Origin of the sequence: Rhodococcus sp. Leaf233 (assembly GCF_001426165.1) — a bacterium.
GTDB classification, from domain to species: domain Bacteria; phylum Actinomycetota; class Actinomycetes; order Mycobacteriales; family Mycobacteriaceae; genus Rhodococcoides; species Rhodococcoides fascians.
Window position 1 is genome coordinate 26,506 of record NZ_LMRO01000011.1, and the last position, 15,197, is coordinate 41,702.

General features: G+C 65.0%; 16 protein-coding genes. 8 read left to right on the forward strand and 8 right to left on the reverse strand.

Annotated features, from left to right (window positions below; genetic code table 11):
* Nucleotides 1-29: 29 nt before the first annotated feature.
* Nucleotides 30-1,223: an esterase/lipase family protein gene (locus ASH04_RS18295; protein ID WP_057474197.1), complete on the reverse strand. Its 1,194-nt coding sequence runs from the start codon at nucleotides 1,221-1,223 to the stop codon at nucleotides 30-32.
* Between the two features lie 353 nt (nucleotides 1,224-1,576).
* Here ASH04_RS18295 and ASH04_RS18300 point away from each other — a divergent pair, with 353 nt between their 5' ends.
* Nucleotides 1,577-2,833: a PucR family transcriptional regulator gene (locus ASH04_RS18300; RefSeq protein ID WP_032371101.1), complete on the forward strand. Its 1,257-nt coding sequence runs from the start codon at nucleotides 1,577-1,579 to the stop codon at nucleotides 2,831-2,833.
* Nucleotides 2,830-3,564, forward strand: a complete 735-nt coding sequence (locus tag ASH04_RS18305) for an EAL domain-containing protein (RefSeq protein ID WP_228139180.1) — start codon at nucleotides 2,830-2,832, stop codon at nucleotides 3,562-3,564. Before ASH04_RS18300 ends, ASH04_RS18305 begins: the two co-directional genes overlap by 4 nt.
* Nucleotides 3,565-3,626: 62 nt before the next feature.
* On the opposite strand, the gene ASH04_RS18310 is transcribed toward ASH04_RS18305, so the two are convergent.
* Nucleotides 3,627-3,824: a CsbD family protein gene (locus tag ASH04_RS18310; protein WP_027496220.1), complete on the reverse strand. Its 198-nt coding sequence runs from the start codon at nucleotides 3,822-3,824 to the stop codon at nucleotides 3,627-3,629.
* Between the two features lie 118 nt (nucleotides 3,825-3,942).
* On the opposite strand from ASH04_RS18310, the gene ASH04_RS18315 reads away from it, so the two are divergent.
* Entirely contained in the window at nucleotides 3,943-4,404 is a 462-nt protein-coding gene (locus tag ASH04_RS18315; protein WP_027496221.1) for a hypothetical protein, read from the forward strand.
* A gap of 74 nt (nucleotides 4,405-4,478) precedes the next feature.
* Here ASH04_RS18315 and ASH04_RS18320 read toward each other — a convergent pair whose 3' ends face one another.
* From ASH04_RS18320 to ASH04_RS18330, 4 genes are all read right to left on the reverse strand, one after another.
* The gene (locus ASH04_RS18320; RefSeq protein WP_027496222.1) at nucleotides 4,479-5,027 is read right to left on the reverse strand and encodes a Dps family protein; all 549 of its coding nucleotides are present in this window, start codon (nucleotides 5,025-5,027) and stop codon (nucleotides 4,479-4,481) included.
* Between the two features lie 79 nt (nucleotides 5,028-5,106).
* Nucleotides 5,107-6,171: a TerC family protein gene (locus ASH04_RS18325; RefSeq protein WP_032371100.1), complete on the reverse strand. Its 1,065-nt coding sequence runs from the start codon at nucleotides 6,169-6,171 to the stop codon at nucleotides 5,107-5,109.
* Entirely contained in the window at nucleotides 6,168-6,323 is a 156-nt protein-coding gene (locus ASH04_RS26990; RefSeq protein WP_167326732.1) for a hypothetical protein, read from the reverse strand. The genes ASH04_RS18325 and ASH04_RS26990 overlap by 4 nt, the downstream gene beginning before the upstream one ends.
* 160 nt (nucleotides 6,324-6,483) lie before the next feature.
* Nucleotides 6,484-7,698 carry a PucR family transcriptional regulator gene (locus tag ASH04_RS18330; RefSeq protein WP_057474199.1) on the reverse strand — a complete coding sequence of 405 codons (1,215 nt, stop codon included), beginning with the start codon at nucleotides 7,696-7,698 and terminating at the stop codon, nucleotides 6,484-6,486.
* Nucleotides 7,699-7,913: 215 nt separating this feature from the next.
* On the opposite strand from ASH04_RS18330, the gene ASH04_RS18335 reads away from it, so the two are divergent.
* Nucleotides 7,914-9,353 carry an amino acid permease gene (locus ASH04_RS18335; RefSeq protein ID WP_032383632.1) on the forward strand — a complete coding sequence of 480 codons (1,440 nt, stop codon included), beginning with the start codon at nucleotides 7,914-7,916 and terminating at the stop codon, nucleotides 9,351-9,353.
* Nucleotides 9,350-10,249, forward strand: a complete 900-nt coding sequence (locus tag ASH04_RS18340; protein ID WP_027496226.1) for a universal stress protein — start codon at nucleotides 9,350-9,352, stop codon at nucleotides 10,247-10,249. Before ASH04_RS18335 ends, ASH04_RS18340 begins: the two co-directional genes overlap by 4 nt.
* 7 nt (nucleotides 10,250-10,256) lie before the next feature.
* On the opposite strand, the gene speB is transcribed toward ASH04_RS18340, so the two are convergent.
* Nucleotides 10,257-11,216, reverse strand: coding sequence for an agmatinase (gene speB / locus ASH04_RS18345; RefSeq protein WP_027496227.1), 960 nt, complete (start codon nucleotides 11,214-11,216; stop codon nucleotides 10,257-10,259).
* A gap of 115 nt (nucleotides 11,217-11,331) precedes the next feature.
* Here speB and ASH04_RS18350 point away from each other — a divergent pair, with 115 nt between their 5' ends.
* The 3 genes from ASH04_RS18350 to ASH04_RS18360 are packed head-to-tail and all read left to right on the forward strand — an operon-like array spanning nucleotide 11,332 to nucleotide 14,488.
* Complete coding sequence (locus ASH04_RS18350) at nucleotides 11,332-11,964, forward strand: helix-turn-helix domain-containing protein (protein ID WP_032366257.1); 633 nt, start codon at nucleotides 11,332-11,334, stop codon at nucleotides 11,962-11,964.
* Entirely contained in the window at nucleotides 11,961-12,806 is an 846-nt protein-coding gene (locus ASH04_RS18355; RefSeq protein ID WP_032366256.1) for a carbon-nitrogen hydrolase family protein, read from the forward strand. The genes ASH04_RS18350 and ASH04_RS18355 overlap by 4 nt, the downstream gene beginning before the upstream one ends.
* Complete coding sequence (locus tag ASH04_RS18360) at nucleotides 12,803-14,488, forward strand: flavin monoamine oxidase family protein (protein ID WP_032371097.1); 1,686 nt, start codon at nucleotides 12,803-12,805, stop codon at nucleotides 14,486-14,488. The genes ASH04_RS18355 and ASH04_RS18360 overlap by 4 nt, the downstream gene beginning before the upstream one ends.
* Here the strand turns inward: ASH04_RS18360 and ASH04_RS18365 are convergent.
* On the reverse strand, nucleotides 14,485-15,195 hold the full coding sequence (locus ASH04_RS18365; protein WP_057474200.1) for a YoaK family protein: 711 nt from the start codon (nucleotides 15,193-15,195) through the stop codon (nucleotides 14,485-14,487). The genes ASH04_RS18360 and ASH04_RS18365 overlap by 4 nt on opposite strands.
* Nucleotides 15,196-15,197 lie beyond the last annotated feature (2 nt).

Below are 15,197 nucleotides of genomic sequence, written 5' to 3' on the forward strand. Positions count from 1 at the left end.
GCCCTCGGCGGAACAGAGGTACCGGTGTACTACTGGCCCGTGATGGGCGAGTTGTAGGCACACGGGATCGACTTCGAGGGGAAGCCCTTCGGATCCAGTGCGTTCTTGACGATGCCGATCGCGCGCGGTGAGACGGAGATCGACAGGTGGTCCGACAGGTCGATGCCGCAGCCGTCCTGCAGGGTGACGTTGTTGACGGTGGCACCGGGGCCTGCGGTGAGGAACGTCGTCTTGTACGGGGTGACGACCTCGTCGTACTTGGTGCCGATCACGGTGTACTTGACGCCGGGGTCGGTGTCACCGCCGACGGCCAGTCCCTTGACGAGTGGCGAGTCGATCACCTGGTCCGAAGCTGCCGGCCCGGCGATGGCACCGACGACTCCCAGGACGTTGAGTCCCAGGTTGTTGATGGTGCGCCCCAGAGTTCCGATGCCGACGAGGGTGGTGCCGTGATTCGATCCGGCGACGCTGACGACCGTGTTCACTTTGTTCTTGGTCGGGTCGGTCGGATTGGCACCGCCCTCGAAACGGAGGTACTGACGGGTGACGAGCCCACCCTGGGAGTGGCCGACGATGTCGACCTGCGCAGAGCCCGTGGCCGTCCGCACAGCGTCGACGTAGGTGGCGATCTCCTTCGCGTTGGACGCGACCGATGCGGTACCGCGAAGCGACGGGAGATTGCCGACGACACTGGAGTCCCCGTCTCCGTAGTTCAGCGCGAAGATGCAGTAGCCCTCCTTCTTCAGGGCAGGCGACATGCGCGCGAAGTTGTTGTACGCGTTCTCCCAGGTGCCGTGCAGGAGGACGACCGGGCGGGGGTGCGCGGCGGTGGGCTTGCAGTTCCAATCGTTGGCACCTTGGGGTGCGACGTTGGGGTTGACGATGCTGTAGAGGAATCCGGCCAGGAAGTTCTTCTGATCGGGCCCGTATCCGGTGGTCTCGGTCCGTGGGTCGTACGTCGCGGTGGCGGGGGCAGCCGAATCGATGCTCGGTGCCGTGATGCCCTGATCCGAGGCCTTCGGGTATGCGCCGGTCGGCCCCGGCGGAACAACGGTGTTGCCCTGCACGGTTGCGGGCGGTGCCGGTACCGGGACGGGTGCCGGCTGAGCCTGTGCTGCGAAACCGGAACCGAGGGCAACGGAGCATGCCATTGCAGCAATCATCGCAGCGCGGACTGTGGTGGCCTTCCTCGTTGCACGGAAGGTGGACCGAGAAGTGGTCATGGAGCCTGACTTTCGACGAGGGTCAAGTGGACAAGTCGGAACTGTAGGCCCGGATTTCGGCCCGGAACGTGCGCCGCATCACGTTTGGAAACCGCCCGCACGTGACCGTTCATTCGTGATGGGGCGTCACAAATGACGACGAACCGGACGCTAATGCGGATTTGTTGCCGGGTTCACGGTCCAAAACAATCCCCAGGTTTTATTTGTGCACTATGGTTCGAGTGTCTTCACCCCGGCCGACGGTTCGGCCGGGGAAGGACGGTTCGATACCGAGGCAGGGGCGTTGTGGGCAGACATCGGCCGCCTGAAGGACATGACCTGACGCGGGTTTCGAGTACGAGGGGTGGGGTTCGGTGACTGCAACAGACAGTGTGGACACGGCGCAGGAGGAGTACGCAGGTGGTCGACGTGCATCGGACCGCTTGCGGACGCCCCGGGAGACTGCCGCGCGAATGCTGAACCGGTATTTCGTCGATCCGGAGGACGTACCGCCGCCGCGCGACTGTGCACGGGGCGAGCTCGACGACATGGCGACCACCTGCAGCGAACTGGCTGCAGGGGTCCTCGACTCCGGTCGACTACCGATCGCGGGGGCCATGGACACCTTCCGGGACGCCGCAACGCGGTGGGCCCGCGACGGAGTGCCGCTCGGCCGAATTCAGCACGCGATCAACGAGGGCTGTGCGCTGGGTCTACGGGCCGCCGAGTCAGCGGTGAACCGGGAGGCAGGCGCGGCGGGCGATGACCGGACGATCCTGATCATGGAGCTTCTGAACGTGGTCACCGAGGCGGTGTCCGACGCTTATCTCACCGAGTTCCGCACGTTGGCGCAGAACGGTCCACGGCACGACGTCGAACTGCTCGACGCTCTGTTGACCGGCGACGGCACTGCCCGCAGAATCGCCGATCGGATGGGTGCGCTGCTCGCCGAGGAGTATCACGTCGTGGCCCTGCACTTTCCGGCGCACGCCGACGAAGGGGGTAGGCGCGGCGATGCGGCGATGATGGCCGCACGGAAGCTGCGGAGAATTCACGCGGCCCTGGCAGCGCACAACGGAGACATCGCCCCCATCGCATCCATCAGTGCGACGGGCGGAACGGTACTGCTGCCCGACGTTCCGGGTGCCGACGTCGACGAACTGGTCGAGCGGCTTGCCGACGCCGGCCAGGTCGCAGTGACGGCGACGACCGGGTCGGCAGCGATCGATGACATCTCGGTGACGGCGCCGCACCTGTACGAGCTCTTGAGTCTGGTCCGCAGGCTGCACTACACGCCGGGCACCTACCGCATCTCGGACCTGGTGTTCGAGTACCAGGTGAGCCGGCCCGGACTCGGTCGAAAGCACCTCGTGACCTTGATCGATCCGCTACGTGACTCGGTCGACCTTCTTCCGACGCTGCAAGCCTTCGTGGACTCCGATTCCAACAGGAAGAAGACAGCCACGTGGCTGACGGTGCATCCCAACACCGTCGACTACCGCCTCAAGCGGGTGGATCAACTCACCGGTCTCGATCCGATGAAACCGTCGGGGTTGCGGCGACTGCACGCAGCACTGATCGCCGATCGCCTCGAGGCACGCCGAACCCCGGTGGACGAGCGATCACTGTGACCGTCTCGGACGGCGCGGTGCTGGCAGCGTCCGCGGCGCTCGAGTCGGTGGATTCGGTGGCGGCGCTGTTTCAGCCGGTCGTCGAACTGTCGACGGGACATGTCGTCGGCTACGAAGCCCTCGCTCGGTGGCCGTCGCCGAGCAGCGCACTTCCCGAGGATGTCTTTGCTCTGGCCCGTGAACGGGGACTCGTCGGCCGAGTGGATGTGGCCTGCCGCGCGGCAGCTCTGCGCGCGGCGAGGGAACGTGCCTACTCCCGCAGGGTGCGGTTCTTCCTCAACATCGAACCGGGTTGCTTCCGTGACGAGCAGGACGTCGACATGCACCTCGACGCCATCGGCGACGATCTCGACGTGGTCCTCGAGATCACCGAGCGTGATCTGGATCGGAACGTTCCGTTGCTGATGGCCCTCGTCCGCGGCGCGCGCGCACGCGGGATGGGGGTGGCCATGGACGACGTCGGAGCGACACCGGCAACCCTGGATCTACTGGCGCTGGTGGCACCGGACATCGTCAAGCTCGACGCGTCGATCGTGCGAGCTCCGCTGCGATCCCGACCGGCAATGCGACAGATTCGCGCCTACGTTCGGTCGAGCAACGCGATCGTGCTGGCGGAAGGCATCGAGACGCGTCGGCATCTGCGACGTGCGAAAGCGCTCGGTGCCAGCTTGGGGCAGGGATGGATGTTCGGGCGGCCGTTGCCGCTGCCGAATCCGACAGGAGGCCTGTGACAGAGAAGAACCCCGCACCCGAGCCGTGAAGGCTGGGTGCGGGGTTCTGCTGCATCGATGGATCAGTTCGTGAACTTGTCCTTGATGTTGCCGGCTGCGTCCGAGACGTCGTCGCCGACCTGCTTGGTCTTGCCCGACGCCTGGTCCTTTGCGCCTTCGGCAGCAAGGTCGTCGTTGTCGGTCTTGTGGCCGATCTTTTCCTTGGCTTCGCCCACGAGCTCTTCTGCCTTGTGCTTTGCCTTGTCGATGAAATCAGCCATGTGAACTCCTCGAGATCGATTGTGCTGCTCGTTCATGGGAGCTATACCCGAGATCGCGGTCGGTAATCATCGGACTGCCGGCCGTGTTGCCGGCACGGGATGCGGGTACGTGCCGTTCATGACTGCACAGACGAACGACCCACATTCGCATGAGACGCCGGCACCGGAGCACCGCCGCCCCGACGGAGTGGACGACGATACCGTGGCAGCCACGGGCAAACTGTCCGAGGCACTCGAATACGTCGAGCGCGCTCGCGGCCACCTGTACTCGTTCCATCAGCTGATGGGACACGCGGATCTGCTGCTCGGGGAGGCCTCCGACGCGTTGTCGGACGCCGGGCACGACGCGTTGGCACAGCGACTCGAGACCGACATGATCGGCCGCAACATCGCTCAGGGGCGGTGGACGTTCCAGCTCGTCGAGGAGTTCGACGACGGGTATTGGACGGTACTTCGTGATCACGAGCGGGCGGTCCGGAACGAGCTGCTCGACGGACGTCGGCACGTCTTCGAGGCCGAGATGAAAGAACAGCGACGAACGCACGGTCGCAGCGGCCACGAGGCGCGTCCGACGGAGTGATCTGGCTCTGTCACAACGAAAAGCACCGGCCTCGCCGTGATCGGCGAGACCGGTGCTTCGGGTAGAAATGTTTGTCAGCCGGCTTGCTTCGCAGCGTCGACTTCGCTGGTCGCGCTTGCGGTGGAGAGCTGACCACCGGAGTTCTCCAGGTGCGCGCGGACGAACCAGTGGAACAGTTCGAGCTGGGCGCTCTGGCCGATGAGCATGTCCTCGGTGATCGGATCGATCTCGCCGACCTCTTCGATGTTCTTACGGGTGGTCTCGATGACCCCGGTGTACACCAGATCGAGAGCGCCGAGGTGCTCGATCGCCGTCGCCCGGCCGATCGAGTAATCGTCCCAGGAACGTTCCTTGACGATGGTGCCCGGCGTTCCCTTCGCAGAGGAGCCGAGGGTCGCGATGCGCTCGGCGACCTCGTCGGCGAAGCCGCGCACGGCCTCGACCTGAGGATCGAGCATTTCGTGGACAGAGATGAAGTTCGGTCCGACCACATTCCAGTGAATGTGCTTGAGCGTGAGATGGAGGTCGTTGTAGGCGTTCAGGCGATCCTGCAGGATCGCTGCGACGCGCGCGCCCACGTCCGACGAGAGTCCGGGAACGGTGTACGAGTTCTTGTCAGCCATGACGACGGTTTGCCCCATCACGGCGAAGTACAAACATGCCCCGCCGGATCGATTCCGGCGGGGCATGTGTCGTGCGGAACTACTTGTCGAGTCGAGGCGAATCGGTACCCGACGTACCCGTCGACGAGGTGCCGGCGGTGGAGGTTCCGTCCGTCGGATCGACGATCGGACTGTCGGCTGCGGCCCTGTCGACCGCGTCGGCGCTGTCTTCCTCCGGGGGATTCTTCAGGCTCAGGATGATCGAGCCTGCCAGGACCACGACGATGACCACCAGGCTGACGAAGGACGGGATCTCGGGGATCGACGTGCTGATCACCTTGTGCCCGGCCTGCAGGATCAGCTTGACGCCGATGAAGGCGAGGATGATCGCCAGTCCCTTGGACAGGTAGTGGAACTTCTCGAGCAACCCTGCGAGCAGGAAGTACAGGGCACGCAGGCCGAGGATCGCGAACGCGTTCGAGGAATACACGATGAACGGGTCGTCGGTCACTGCCAGAACGGCAGGAACACTGTCGACCGCGAAGACCAGGTCGGCGGCCTCGATCGCCACCACGACGGCGAGCAGTGGCGTGGCCACCCGCTTGCCTGCTTCCTTGACGAAGAACTTGGTACCGGAGTACTCGTCCTGAACGGGGACGATCTTCTTGAGCAAGCGCACTGCAATGGAGGTGCCGGGGTCGTACGAGTCGTCCTCGTCCTTCATCAGCTTGTACGCGCTGTAGAGCAGGATGGCGGCGAAGACGAACAGAACCGCGGCGAACTTGCTGACGATGGCCACACCGGCGGCCAGGAAGATGGCACGGAAGACCAGGGCGCCGATGACACCGAAGAACAACACGCGGTGCTGGTACTCACGGGGGACCTTGAAGTAGCCGAAGATCAGCGCGAAGACGAAGAGGTTGTCGACCGACAGACTCTTCTCCAGCAACCATGCCGTCGTGTACTCGACTCCGGCCGTTGTTCCCAGCGTGAAGAACACCACGATGCCGAAGATGATGGCGACGCCTACCCACAGCGCGCTCCACCACGCGGCCTCCTTGAAGCCGATGATGTGCGCGCCGCGGTGCGCCAGCAGGTCGATGGCCAGCAGGATCAGGACGACGGCACCGAATGCGGCCCACGCCCACCATGGGACGACGTTCATGAACGTCCACCCTTACCGGTGAACTTCGTGCCCAATTGCTTCAACTTCGCCTGATTCTCGGGCTTGGTTGCATATCGGCGCGCTCGGTCGATCATCTGTTTGCCCTGAGGGCTGCGAGCGAACGCGGTCAACTTCTGTGTCAACGACGACATCTGTCCTGCTCCTTACGTTCTCGTTCGATCGGTATGTGGGGCGGTTCGACCGCAACTACTCCAGTCTGACTGTTTGCTTTACTGCAGGCAGGGTTGTTTTGCGGACATGTTTCAGCAGACTTTCTTGCCGACTTCCGGCAATCTCGGCCTCAGGTGCGATTCAGGAGTGCAGGCCGGATCGCGGCCAGTCGAGCAACATCGCGCCGATTACTGCCGTGTGCAGCGCAAATGCCTCGACGGGATTGCCCACATCTTGCCCGGTCAAATCTCTTATTCGCGACAATCTGTACGTGACCGCGCGCACTGACAGATGCATCCGGCGTGCGGTGGACGCCGAGTTCGCGCCGGTCTCGAAGTACACCTGCAATGTTTCCAGCAGTGGGCCTGCTCCGCCCCGAGCGCTCGTCAACGGGGTCAGCAACGTCTCGACCAGATCGGCGATCGCGGCGCGATCACTGATCAGAACGCGATAGACGAGCAGATCACGGGCGTCGACGACGGGTGTGTCGAGCCCCAGCGACGACGCGAGGTCGAGCGCGTCCAGAGCGTCTCGGTACGACGCCGCCACGCCGACTGCGCCGCTGCGTGGGCGACCGACTCCGAGCTGTATCCGTCCGTATTCGCCGCGACGGCGCAGGTCGACCGTATCGCTCGGGCCGGCTGCAGACGCACCGAGGACTCGTCCCACACGGGTGAGCACGTGGTCGACGGCCTCGCGATCGGGTGCCGGAAACACCACGATCAGCCGACCCTGCTTGGTGGCGACGAGGAGATCGGCGTCCCCTTTGCTGCCCTGCACGCTGCGTTCGACCAGCCCGATGGCCGACGTCGCGTCGGTGAACGGAGTCGTGGACGTGACCACGGCGACTGCGTGCGGACTCGACAGATCCAGCCCGAACGTCTGCGCACGTCCCAGGACACCGGCGACATCGGCCGTTCCGGAGAGCAGATCGTCCACGAACTCGCGGCGTGCCAATACCTCCACGCGAACCAGGGTCCGCCGGGCGAGCTGAAAGCCTTCGGCGAGTTCGGCCGCGGCGTCGTCGACGGCTCGAAGCATGACCTCGCCCGCGGTGACGACCCCGGCCGGGTCTGCTGCGGCGGCCTGCACGGCGGGCAACTCGCGCCACAATCGCCACGCCGCCGACAGGTAGAGGTCGAGCAACGCGCGCAGAGCCACACCCGCTCGGGCTGCTTCGTCGCCGTGTACGCGGCACTCCCGAAGTTGCTTGCGGGTGAGCGGAACACCTGCGTCCACCGCATCGGTCACGACGTCGAGAAAGTTCCCCAGGAACGCGACGTTCAGGCCGCCTGCGTCCGAGGCCGCTTGCGCGGCCACCGCGTCGAGCGGTGTCGCGTCCGGCTGTGTGGCCATGTGTTCGAGGGTCTCCCATCCGAGTCGAGGTCAATGGTAGGCGGCGCTCACACCGACACCGGCTCGACGACGAGCTCGTGGACCGCGCGGCGTGTTCGGTGTGCGACCGGGTGGCTCGGGGAGCAGAATCACCGAAATCGCCTCGCGTCGGCTGCTGTACCGCCCGCGGCACGGTTCGGTCCGCACCGTTCGTCTTCACGTTGGGAGTCTCGACCATGACATCGTCGAACGGACCCGCATCGGGTCTGCGCTCGCAGTTGTTCCGCAAGAAACCGATCGCAGAGCCGGACCAGCAGCCCGGTGGTCTGGAACGCACCATCGGGACGTTCCAACTGACGATGTTCGGAGTGGGAGCGACCATCGGCACCGGCATCTTCTTCGTGCTCTCGCTCGCCGTTCCCGAAGCCGGTCCAGCCGTGGTCCTGTCGTTCCTGGCCGCAGGAATTGCCGCCGGGCTCGCCGCTATCTGTTACGCCGAAATGGCCTCGGCGGTGCCGGTCTCGGGATCGACGTACTCATACGCATACGTGACGATGGGGGAGGTGGTCGCGATGGGTGTTGCGGCCTGCCTGCTGCTGGAGTACGGGGTGTCGAGTGCCGCGGTCGCGGTCGGCTGGAGCGGATACCTCAACGAACTTCTCGGTAACCTCTTCGGCTTCACCATCCCGCACGCGTTGTCCGCGGCACCGGGTGACGCCGATCCGGGAATCCTGAACTTGCCCGCCGTCGTGCTGATCGTTCTGTGCGCCGTCTTGCTCATTCGCGGTGCGAGCGAGTCCGCAGCGGTGAACGCAGTCATGGTCGTCATCAAGCTGGGCGTGCTCGCGCTGTTCGCCGTCGTCGGATTCACCGCCTTCGATTCCGGCAACTTCTCGGACTTCATGCCGCTCGGAGCGGCAGGTGTCACCGCGGCGGCCGGCACCATCTTCTTCTCGTTCATCGGTCTCGACGCCGTCTCGACAGCCGGGGACGAGGTGAAGAATCCACAGAAAACCATGCCGCGAGCCATCATTGCCGCACTCGTCGTGGTGATCGTCTTCTACCTCGTCGTTGCGGTCGCGGCGTTGGGCACACAGCCGTGGACAGCATTCGCCGGGCAGGAAGAAGCCGGGTTGGCCGAGATTCTCCGAAATGTGACCGGACGGGCATGGCCGGCCACGATTCTGGCGGCGGGCGCGGTGATCTCGATCTTCTCGGTGACTCTGGTGACGATGTACGGGCAGACGCGCATTCTGTTCGCCATGGGCCGAGACGGGATGCTGCCCAAGGCGTTCGCGAAGGTCAGTCCCCGGACTCACACCCCCGTCAACAACACGATCGTCGTCGCGGTGATCATCTCGATCCTCGCCGCGTTCGTTCCGCTGGACAAGTTGGCCGATCTGGTGTCGATCGGAACGCTCGTCGCGTTCATCGTCGTGGCGATCGGCGTGATCGTCCTGCGCCGGACGATGCCCGACCTCGAGCGTCCGTTCAAGGTGCCGGGCTACCCGGTGACACCGATCCTGTCCATCGCCGCGTGCATCTACATCCTGTCCGGCTTGCGGTGGACCACGTGGTTCTGGTTCGGGCTCTGGCTCGCCGTGGTTCTCGCGTTCTACTTCCTGTGGGGTCGGCATCATTCGGCGCTTCGATCGGTCGGAAAGGTCGCGGAATGAGCGTGCTGATCGCCTTCGCGCCCGGCAAGGGGAGTGTCGGTGCCCTCGATCTCGGTGCGCAACTGGCCCGATCCCTGACCACGAACATCGACGTGGCAACCGTGGTTCCCAAGCCGTGGTCTACGCCGTCGATGGCCCGGGTCGACGCCGAGTTCGCCGACTGGGCCGCGTCGACGGCCACCGAGTCGGAGGCGAAAGCCCGTCACTACTTGGAGGAACGCGCACCCGATGTCGCGGCGTCGTTCCACCGGATGTCGCACCGCTCGGTGTCCACTGCATTGACCGAGGCCGCGGAGACCACCGGGGCGTCGATCCTGGTTCTGGGTTCCTCGGGTGACGGTGCTCTCGGGCAAGTCGTCGTCGGTTCCACCGCGGACAAGTTGCTGCATTCCTCGCCGGTCACCGTCGCGTTGGCCCCGCGCGGCTACCGCATTCGAGATCGGGCCGTCCTGACGCGGATCACGTGTGCGTTCTCGGGCGACAGTGAGGCCACCCGCGTCGTCGGGCCCACAGCGGAGTTGGCCCGCGACACCGGTGTGCCACTTCGCTTGGCCTCGTTCGTCGTTCGCGGGGCAACGATGTATCCGCCCGAGATCGGGCTGCGAGCCGAGGACGACGTAGCGGCCGAGCTCGCCCGAGGACTGAGCGAGGCGCTGACCGCGGCGGTGGACGACGCTGTCGCGGTGGGGTTACCGGCCGACCGCGTCGACACCGAGTTGGCCACCGCGGGCAGTTGGCGAGAAGCACTCGACGAACTGCACTGGCAGGACGGCGAAGTGCTGACCATCGGGTCGTCCGGGCCGTTGGGTCCGATCGCCCGAGTGTTTCTCGGTTCACGGGCAACGAAGATCATCCGCCACTCGCCCGTACCGATTCTGGTGTTGCCGCGCCGGTAAGTGCCCGCTACCGGTTCAGCGCCAGCACCGACAGCAACTCGTACGCGACATGGGCCGCCGCGATGCCGGTGATCTCGGCGTGGTCGTATGCGGGCGCGACTTCCACGATGTCGGCACCGACCACGTTCAGCCCGACTAGACCGCGCAGCGTGTTGAGCAACTCGCGCGAGGTCATCCCGCCGGCCTCGGGTGTGCCGGTGCCCGGAGCGTGCGCGGGATCGAGAACGTCGATGTCGACCGAGACGTAGACCGGGCCACCGTCGAGGCGACGACGCATCCGCTCGACGATGCTGGCCACGCCGTCGACCTCGTAGTCGTCGGAACGAATCACCTGGAAGCCGAGCACCCGGTCGTCCTCGAGGTCCTGCTCACTGTAGAGAGGGCCGCGGATACCGATGTGCTGGGAGCGTTCGAGGTCGATGAGCCCTTCCTCGCTCGCCCGCCGAAACGGCGTCCCGTGTGTGTACGGCGCACCGAAATACGTATCCCAGGTATCGAGGTGGGCGTCGAAGTGCAACACCGCAATCGGCCCGTGATCACGCGCGAGCGAACGCAGGATCGGGAGCGCGATGGTGTGGTCGCCGCCGAGAGTCAGCACCGAAGAGCCGTCGGCACGCAGGTCCGTCACGGCATCGTGCACGGTCTGCAGCGCTTCGGTGATGTCGAACGGATTGACCCCGATGTCGCCGAAGTCGGCTACCTGTTGGCGTGCGAACGGCGAGACCTGCAGGGCAGGGTTGTACGGCCGCAACAGTTTCGACGCCGCACGGATGTGGCCGGGTCCGAAGCGCGCACCCGGCCGGTAGCTCACCCCCGAATCGAACGGCACGCCGAGAATCGTCACGTCTGCCCGCGACACCTCGTCGAGCCGGGGGAGTCGCGCGAATGTCGTCGGTTCGGCGTAACGGGGGACCTTGGTGGCGTCGAGCGGGCCGACCGGGGTGTGTTCCGGGTTGTTCGCATTCATCGAGATGTCCCTCCGCAGTCGAGCGCCCGGCCGTCGAAAGGTCGACCATGTCGCTCGGCAAGCGTTACTCTGATGCTCGGTCTTGTCAACACAAGTTTCCTGAAAGGCGAAAAGGGTGTCTTCAGCCGCGCAGGTCGACGTCGATGCGCCACGAATCGGTGCGCGCCTGAAGGAGGCGCGCCTGAAGAAGCGGCTGACGCTCGACGCGCTCGCCTACACCTGCGGGGTCACCAAGGGGTATCTGTCCAAGCTCGAGCGCGATCAGGTGAACGCATCGGTCGCATCCCTGGTTAGAGTCTGCGCCGCGCTCGACGTACCGGTCGGCTCGCTGTTCGACGACGCACCCGTCGGCGAAGTGGTACGCGCACAGTCGTTGCCGCGCATCATGTTCGGTGGAGAACAGATGACCGAGTATCTGCTGACGCCGGTAGGGGAGCGTCGCGTGCAGGTGTTGTTGGGGCATATCGAACACGGCGGCGGAAGTGGGTCCGAGGCGTACACGCTGCCGCTCGACGTGAGCTTCGTGTACGTGATCGACGGCGAGCTACGGGTGATCTTCGAAGCCGATCCCGGCGCGGACTTCGGCGGGGACGACATCTCTCTCGGGGCGGGGGACGCCTTCACGTTCTCGCCGCGCCGTCGGCACAGTTTCCGCAGCGACAGCAGCGGTGGGGCGCGAGTGTTGTGGGTACTGGCACCGGCACTGCCCGAAGAATTACCGATCGGAAAGCCGGGGTTGCATCGGTGACGAACACCGTCTCGCTCTATCAGGGGCCGGAGGACTCCGGCGATGTCGAGGCCAACCTGACGGCACTCGATGCTGCGGCTGCGGCAGCCGCGGCGGCAGGTGCATCGATCCTGGTCACTCCGGAGATGTCGGTCAGCGGTTACGACATCGGTGAACTCGTCGTCGATCGTGCCGAACCGTTCGACGGGCCGATCTTCGGGAGGGTCGCACAGATCGCCCGTGCTCACGGCGTCGCGATCGTGTACGGATATCCCGAACGCAGCGGCGAGTCGGTGTACAACGCCGTTCAGGTCGTCGATGCGACCGGTAAATCGCTGGCGCGGTACCGCAAGACGCACCTGTTCGGTGAGCTCGATCGTGCCCACTTCACCCCAGGCCAGAAGTTGGTGGTGCAGTTCGACTTCGGAGATCTGCGCTGCGGTCTGCTCACCTGCTACGACGTCGAATTTCCGGAGACCGTCCGCGCGCACGCCGACGCGGGTACGCAATGGTTGATCGTCCCGACCGGTCTGATGTCGCCGTTCGAGATCATCGCAACCCACGTGGTTCCCACGCGGGCCTACGAGAGTCAGGTGTTCGTCACCTACGTCAACCGCTGCGGCACCGAGTCGACTCTGACCTATTGCGGCCTGACGTGCGCCGTTTCTCCCGATGGCACCGACATCGCCAGAGCCGGTGTGCACGAGCAACTGTTGACGGTGCACTTGGACCCCGCCGACCTCGACAGGTCCCGAGCGATCAACACCCACCTTTCCGACCGACGTCCGGATCTGTATCGGACGGCTCCTCGTCCCGCAGGGACCGCAGGCCCGGTACGAGCCGAGCAGGAGAACGACAGATGACCACACCCGTCACCCCGGACAGCGCGATCGAGCCCGAGGACGAACAACCGCTCACCATGTTCGGGCCGGACTTTCCGTTCGCTTACGACGATTACCTCGCCCACCCGGCCGGCCTGGGTAGCGTTCCCGACGCTGCACTCGGTACCCGAGTCGCGGTGGTCGGCGGCGGACTCGCAGGAATGGTCGTGGCTCGCGAGTTGCTTCGGCTCGGCCTGGAACCGGTTGTCTACGAATCGGATCGGATCGGCGGCCGCATGCGATCGGTGCCGTTCGAGGGACATCCGGGTGTGGTGGCCGAGATGGGCGCGATGCGGTTTCCGCCGTCCTCGACCGCGTTGTTCCACTACCTCGACTCCGTCGGGCTCGAGACGACGCCGTTCCCGAACCCGTTGGCCGAGGCGACCCCCAGTACGGTGATCGATCTCAAGGGCACCAGCCACTACGCCCGCAAGCTCGAGGATCTCCCGCCGATCTTCGCCGAGGTCGCCGACGCATGGAACAGAACGCTCGAGGAGCACGCCGAACTGATTCCGTTGCAGCGCGCCATCCGCCGGCGGGACGCGGCCGAGATCAAACGCATCTGGAACGAACTGATCGTGAAATTCGACGATCAGACCTTCTACGGATTTCTCGCTGCGTCCGAGCATTTCTCGTCGTTTCGCATGCGAGAGTTGTTCGGCCAGGTCGGTTTCGGAACAGGAGGTTGGGACACCGACTATCCCAACTCCATTCTCGAGATCCTTCGTGTCGTCATCACCGCAGCCGACGATCACCACCGCGGCATAGTCGGCGGGTCACAGCAGCTGCCGATGCGGTTGTGGACCGACACACCCGCGGACCTGGCGCACTGGCCGGCGGGTACGTCGGTCTCCTCGGTGAACGGCGGCACCACGATGCCGCGCGTCACCGAGATCAGGCGCACCGGGGGCGGCACGACGATCCACGACGACCGAGGAAACATTCGGACGTACGCGGCCGCGGTCGTGACCGCGCAGAGTTGGATGTTGCTCAGCAACATCAGGTGCGACGACGATCTGTTCCCGATCGACCACTGGACCGCCATCGAACGTACCCACTACATGGGGTCGACGAAGGTCTTCGCACTCGTCGATCGGCCGTTCTGGAAAGACAAGGACCCGGTGACCGGGCGTGATCTGGTCAGCATGACGCTGACCGACCGGATGAGCCGCGGCACATACCTTCTCGATCAGGGCGAAGGAAAGCCGGGGCTGATCTGCCTGTCCTACACCTGGTCCGACGACTCGCTCAAACTGCTGGCTCTCGATCCCACCGAACGCATGAACATCATGTTGCGATCGCTCGAGGAGATCTACCCGGGCGTCGACTTCCGCAGCCACATCATCTCGACTCCGGTGACGCTGTCCTGGGAGACCGAGCGCGACTTCATGGGTGCGTTCAAGGCCAACCTGCCGGGGCACTACCGCTATCAGGAAAGACTGTTCACCCACTTCGTGCAGGACGAACTCGAACCCCGACACCGCGGCATCTTCCTTGCCGGCGACGACATCTCGTGGACCGCCGGTTGGGCGGAGGGCGCGATTCACACAGCACTGAACGCGGTGTGGGGCGTCGTACATCATCTGGGTGGCACCTCGGCACCGGACAACCCGGGCCCGGGGGACGTCTTCGACTCCATCGCGCCGCTTCGACTGGGCGACTAACGCTTCGCTGCAGCCGATCGAGGTGGGCGCTCGTCGAACACGAACAGTGCCAGCGCGACGATCAGCATGACGGCCACCGCCCAGATCGCGCGCAGAGCGAACAGCTCCACCGACACTGCGCCGAGTACAGCGCCGCCGAGAAATCCGGCGATGACCGTGCCGAACCGCCGAGCCCGAATCCCCGCCTCCCGATCATGCTCGACCACACGATGAAACGCCGCCATGGCCATGGTGCGGAGGTTGCCGGTCGTCATCGTCGTGTTGAACGGCGAATCCACCAACACCCGAAAGGTCGTCACCTGCACGCCCGCGACATGCGCGAGGATGACCGACACCACCGCATCGGGAACCGTTGCCGGCAGAAACCCGACGATCACCAGAACCAGGATCTCGTAGCAGAGCACAGCCCGCACCGGCCTGCGCACGATCCTCTCGATCGCAGGCAACGCGATGAACTCCGCCGTCATGACACCCAGAACGAACGCCGTCAACGGCGGCAGGAACACCAGCGCCTCCACCCAACGCCCGCCCGCCACGTCCACGCCGAGCAGTACCACGTTGCCGGTCTGGGCGCCGGCGAACACACCGCCGCGAGTGACGTAGGTGTACGCATCCAGAAATCCGCCGACTGCCGCCAGCAGCACTCCGAGCCGAACCGACTTCGCGGTGGCGACGGATATCTGGGGTTCAGGACGAGGGGTGGTCATCG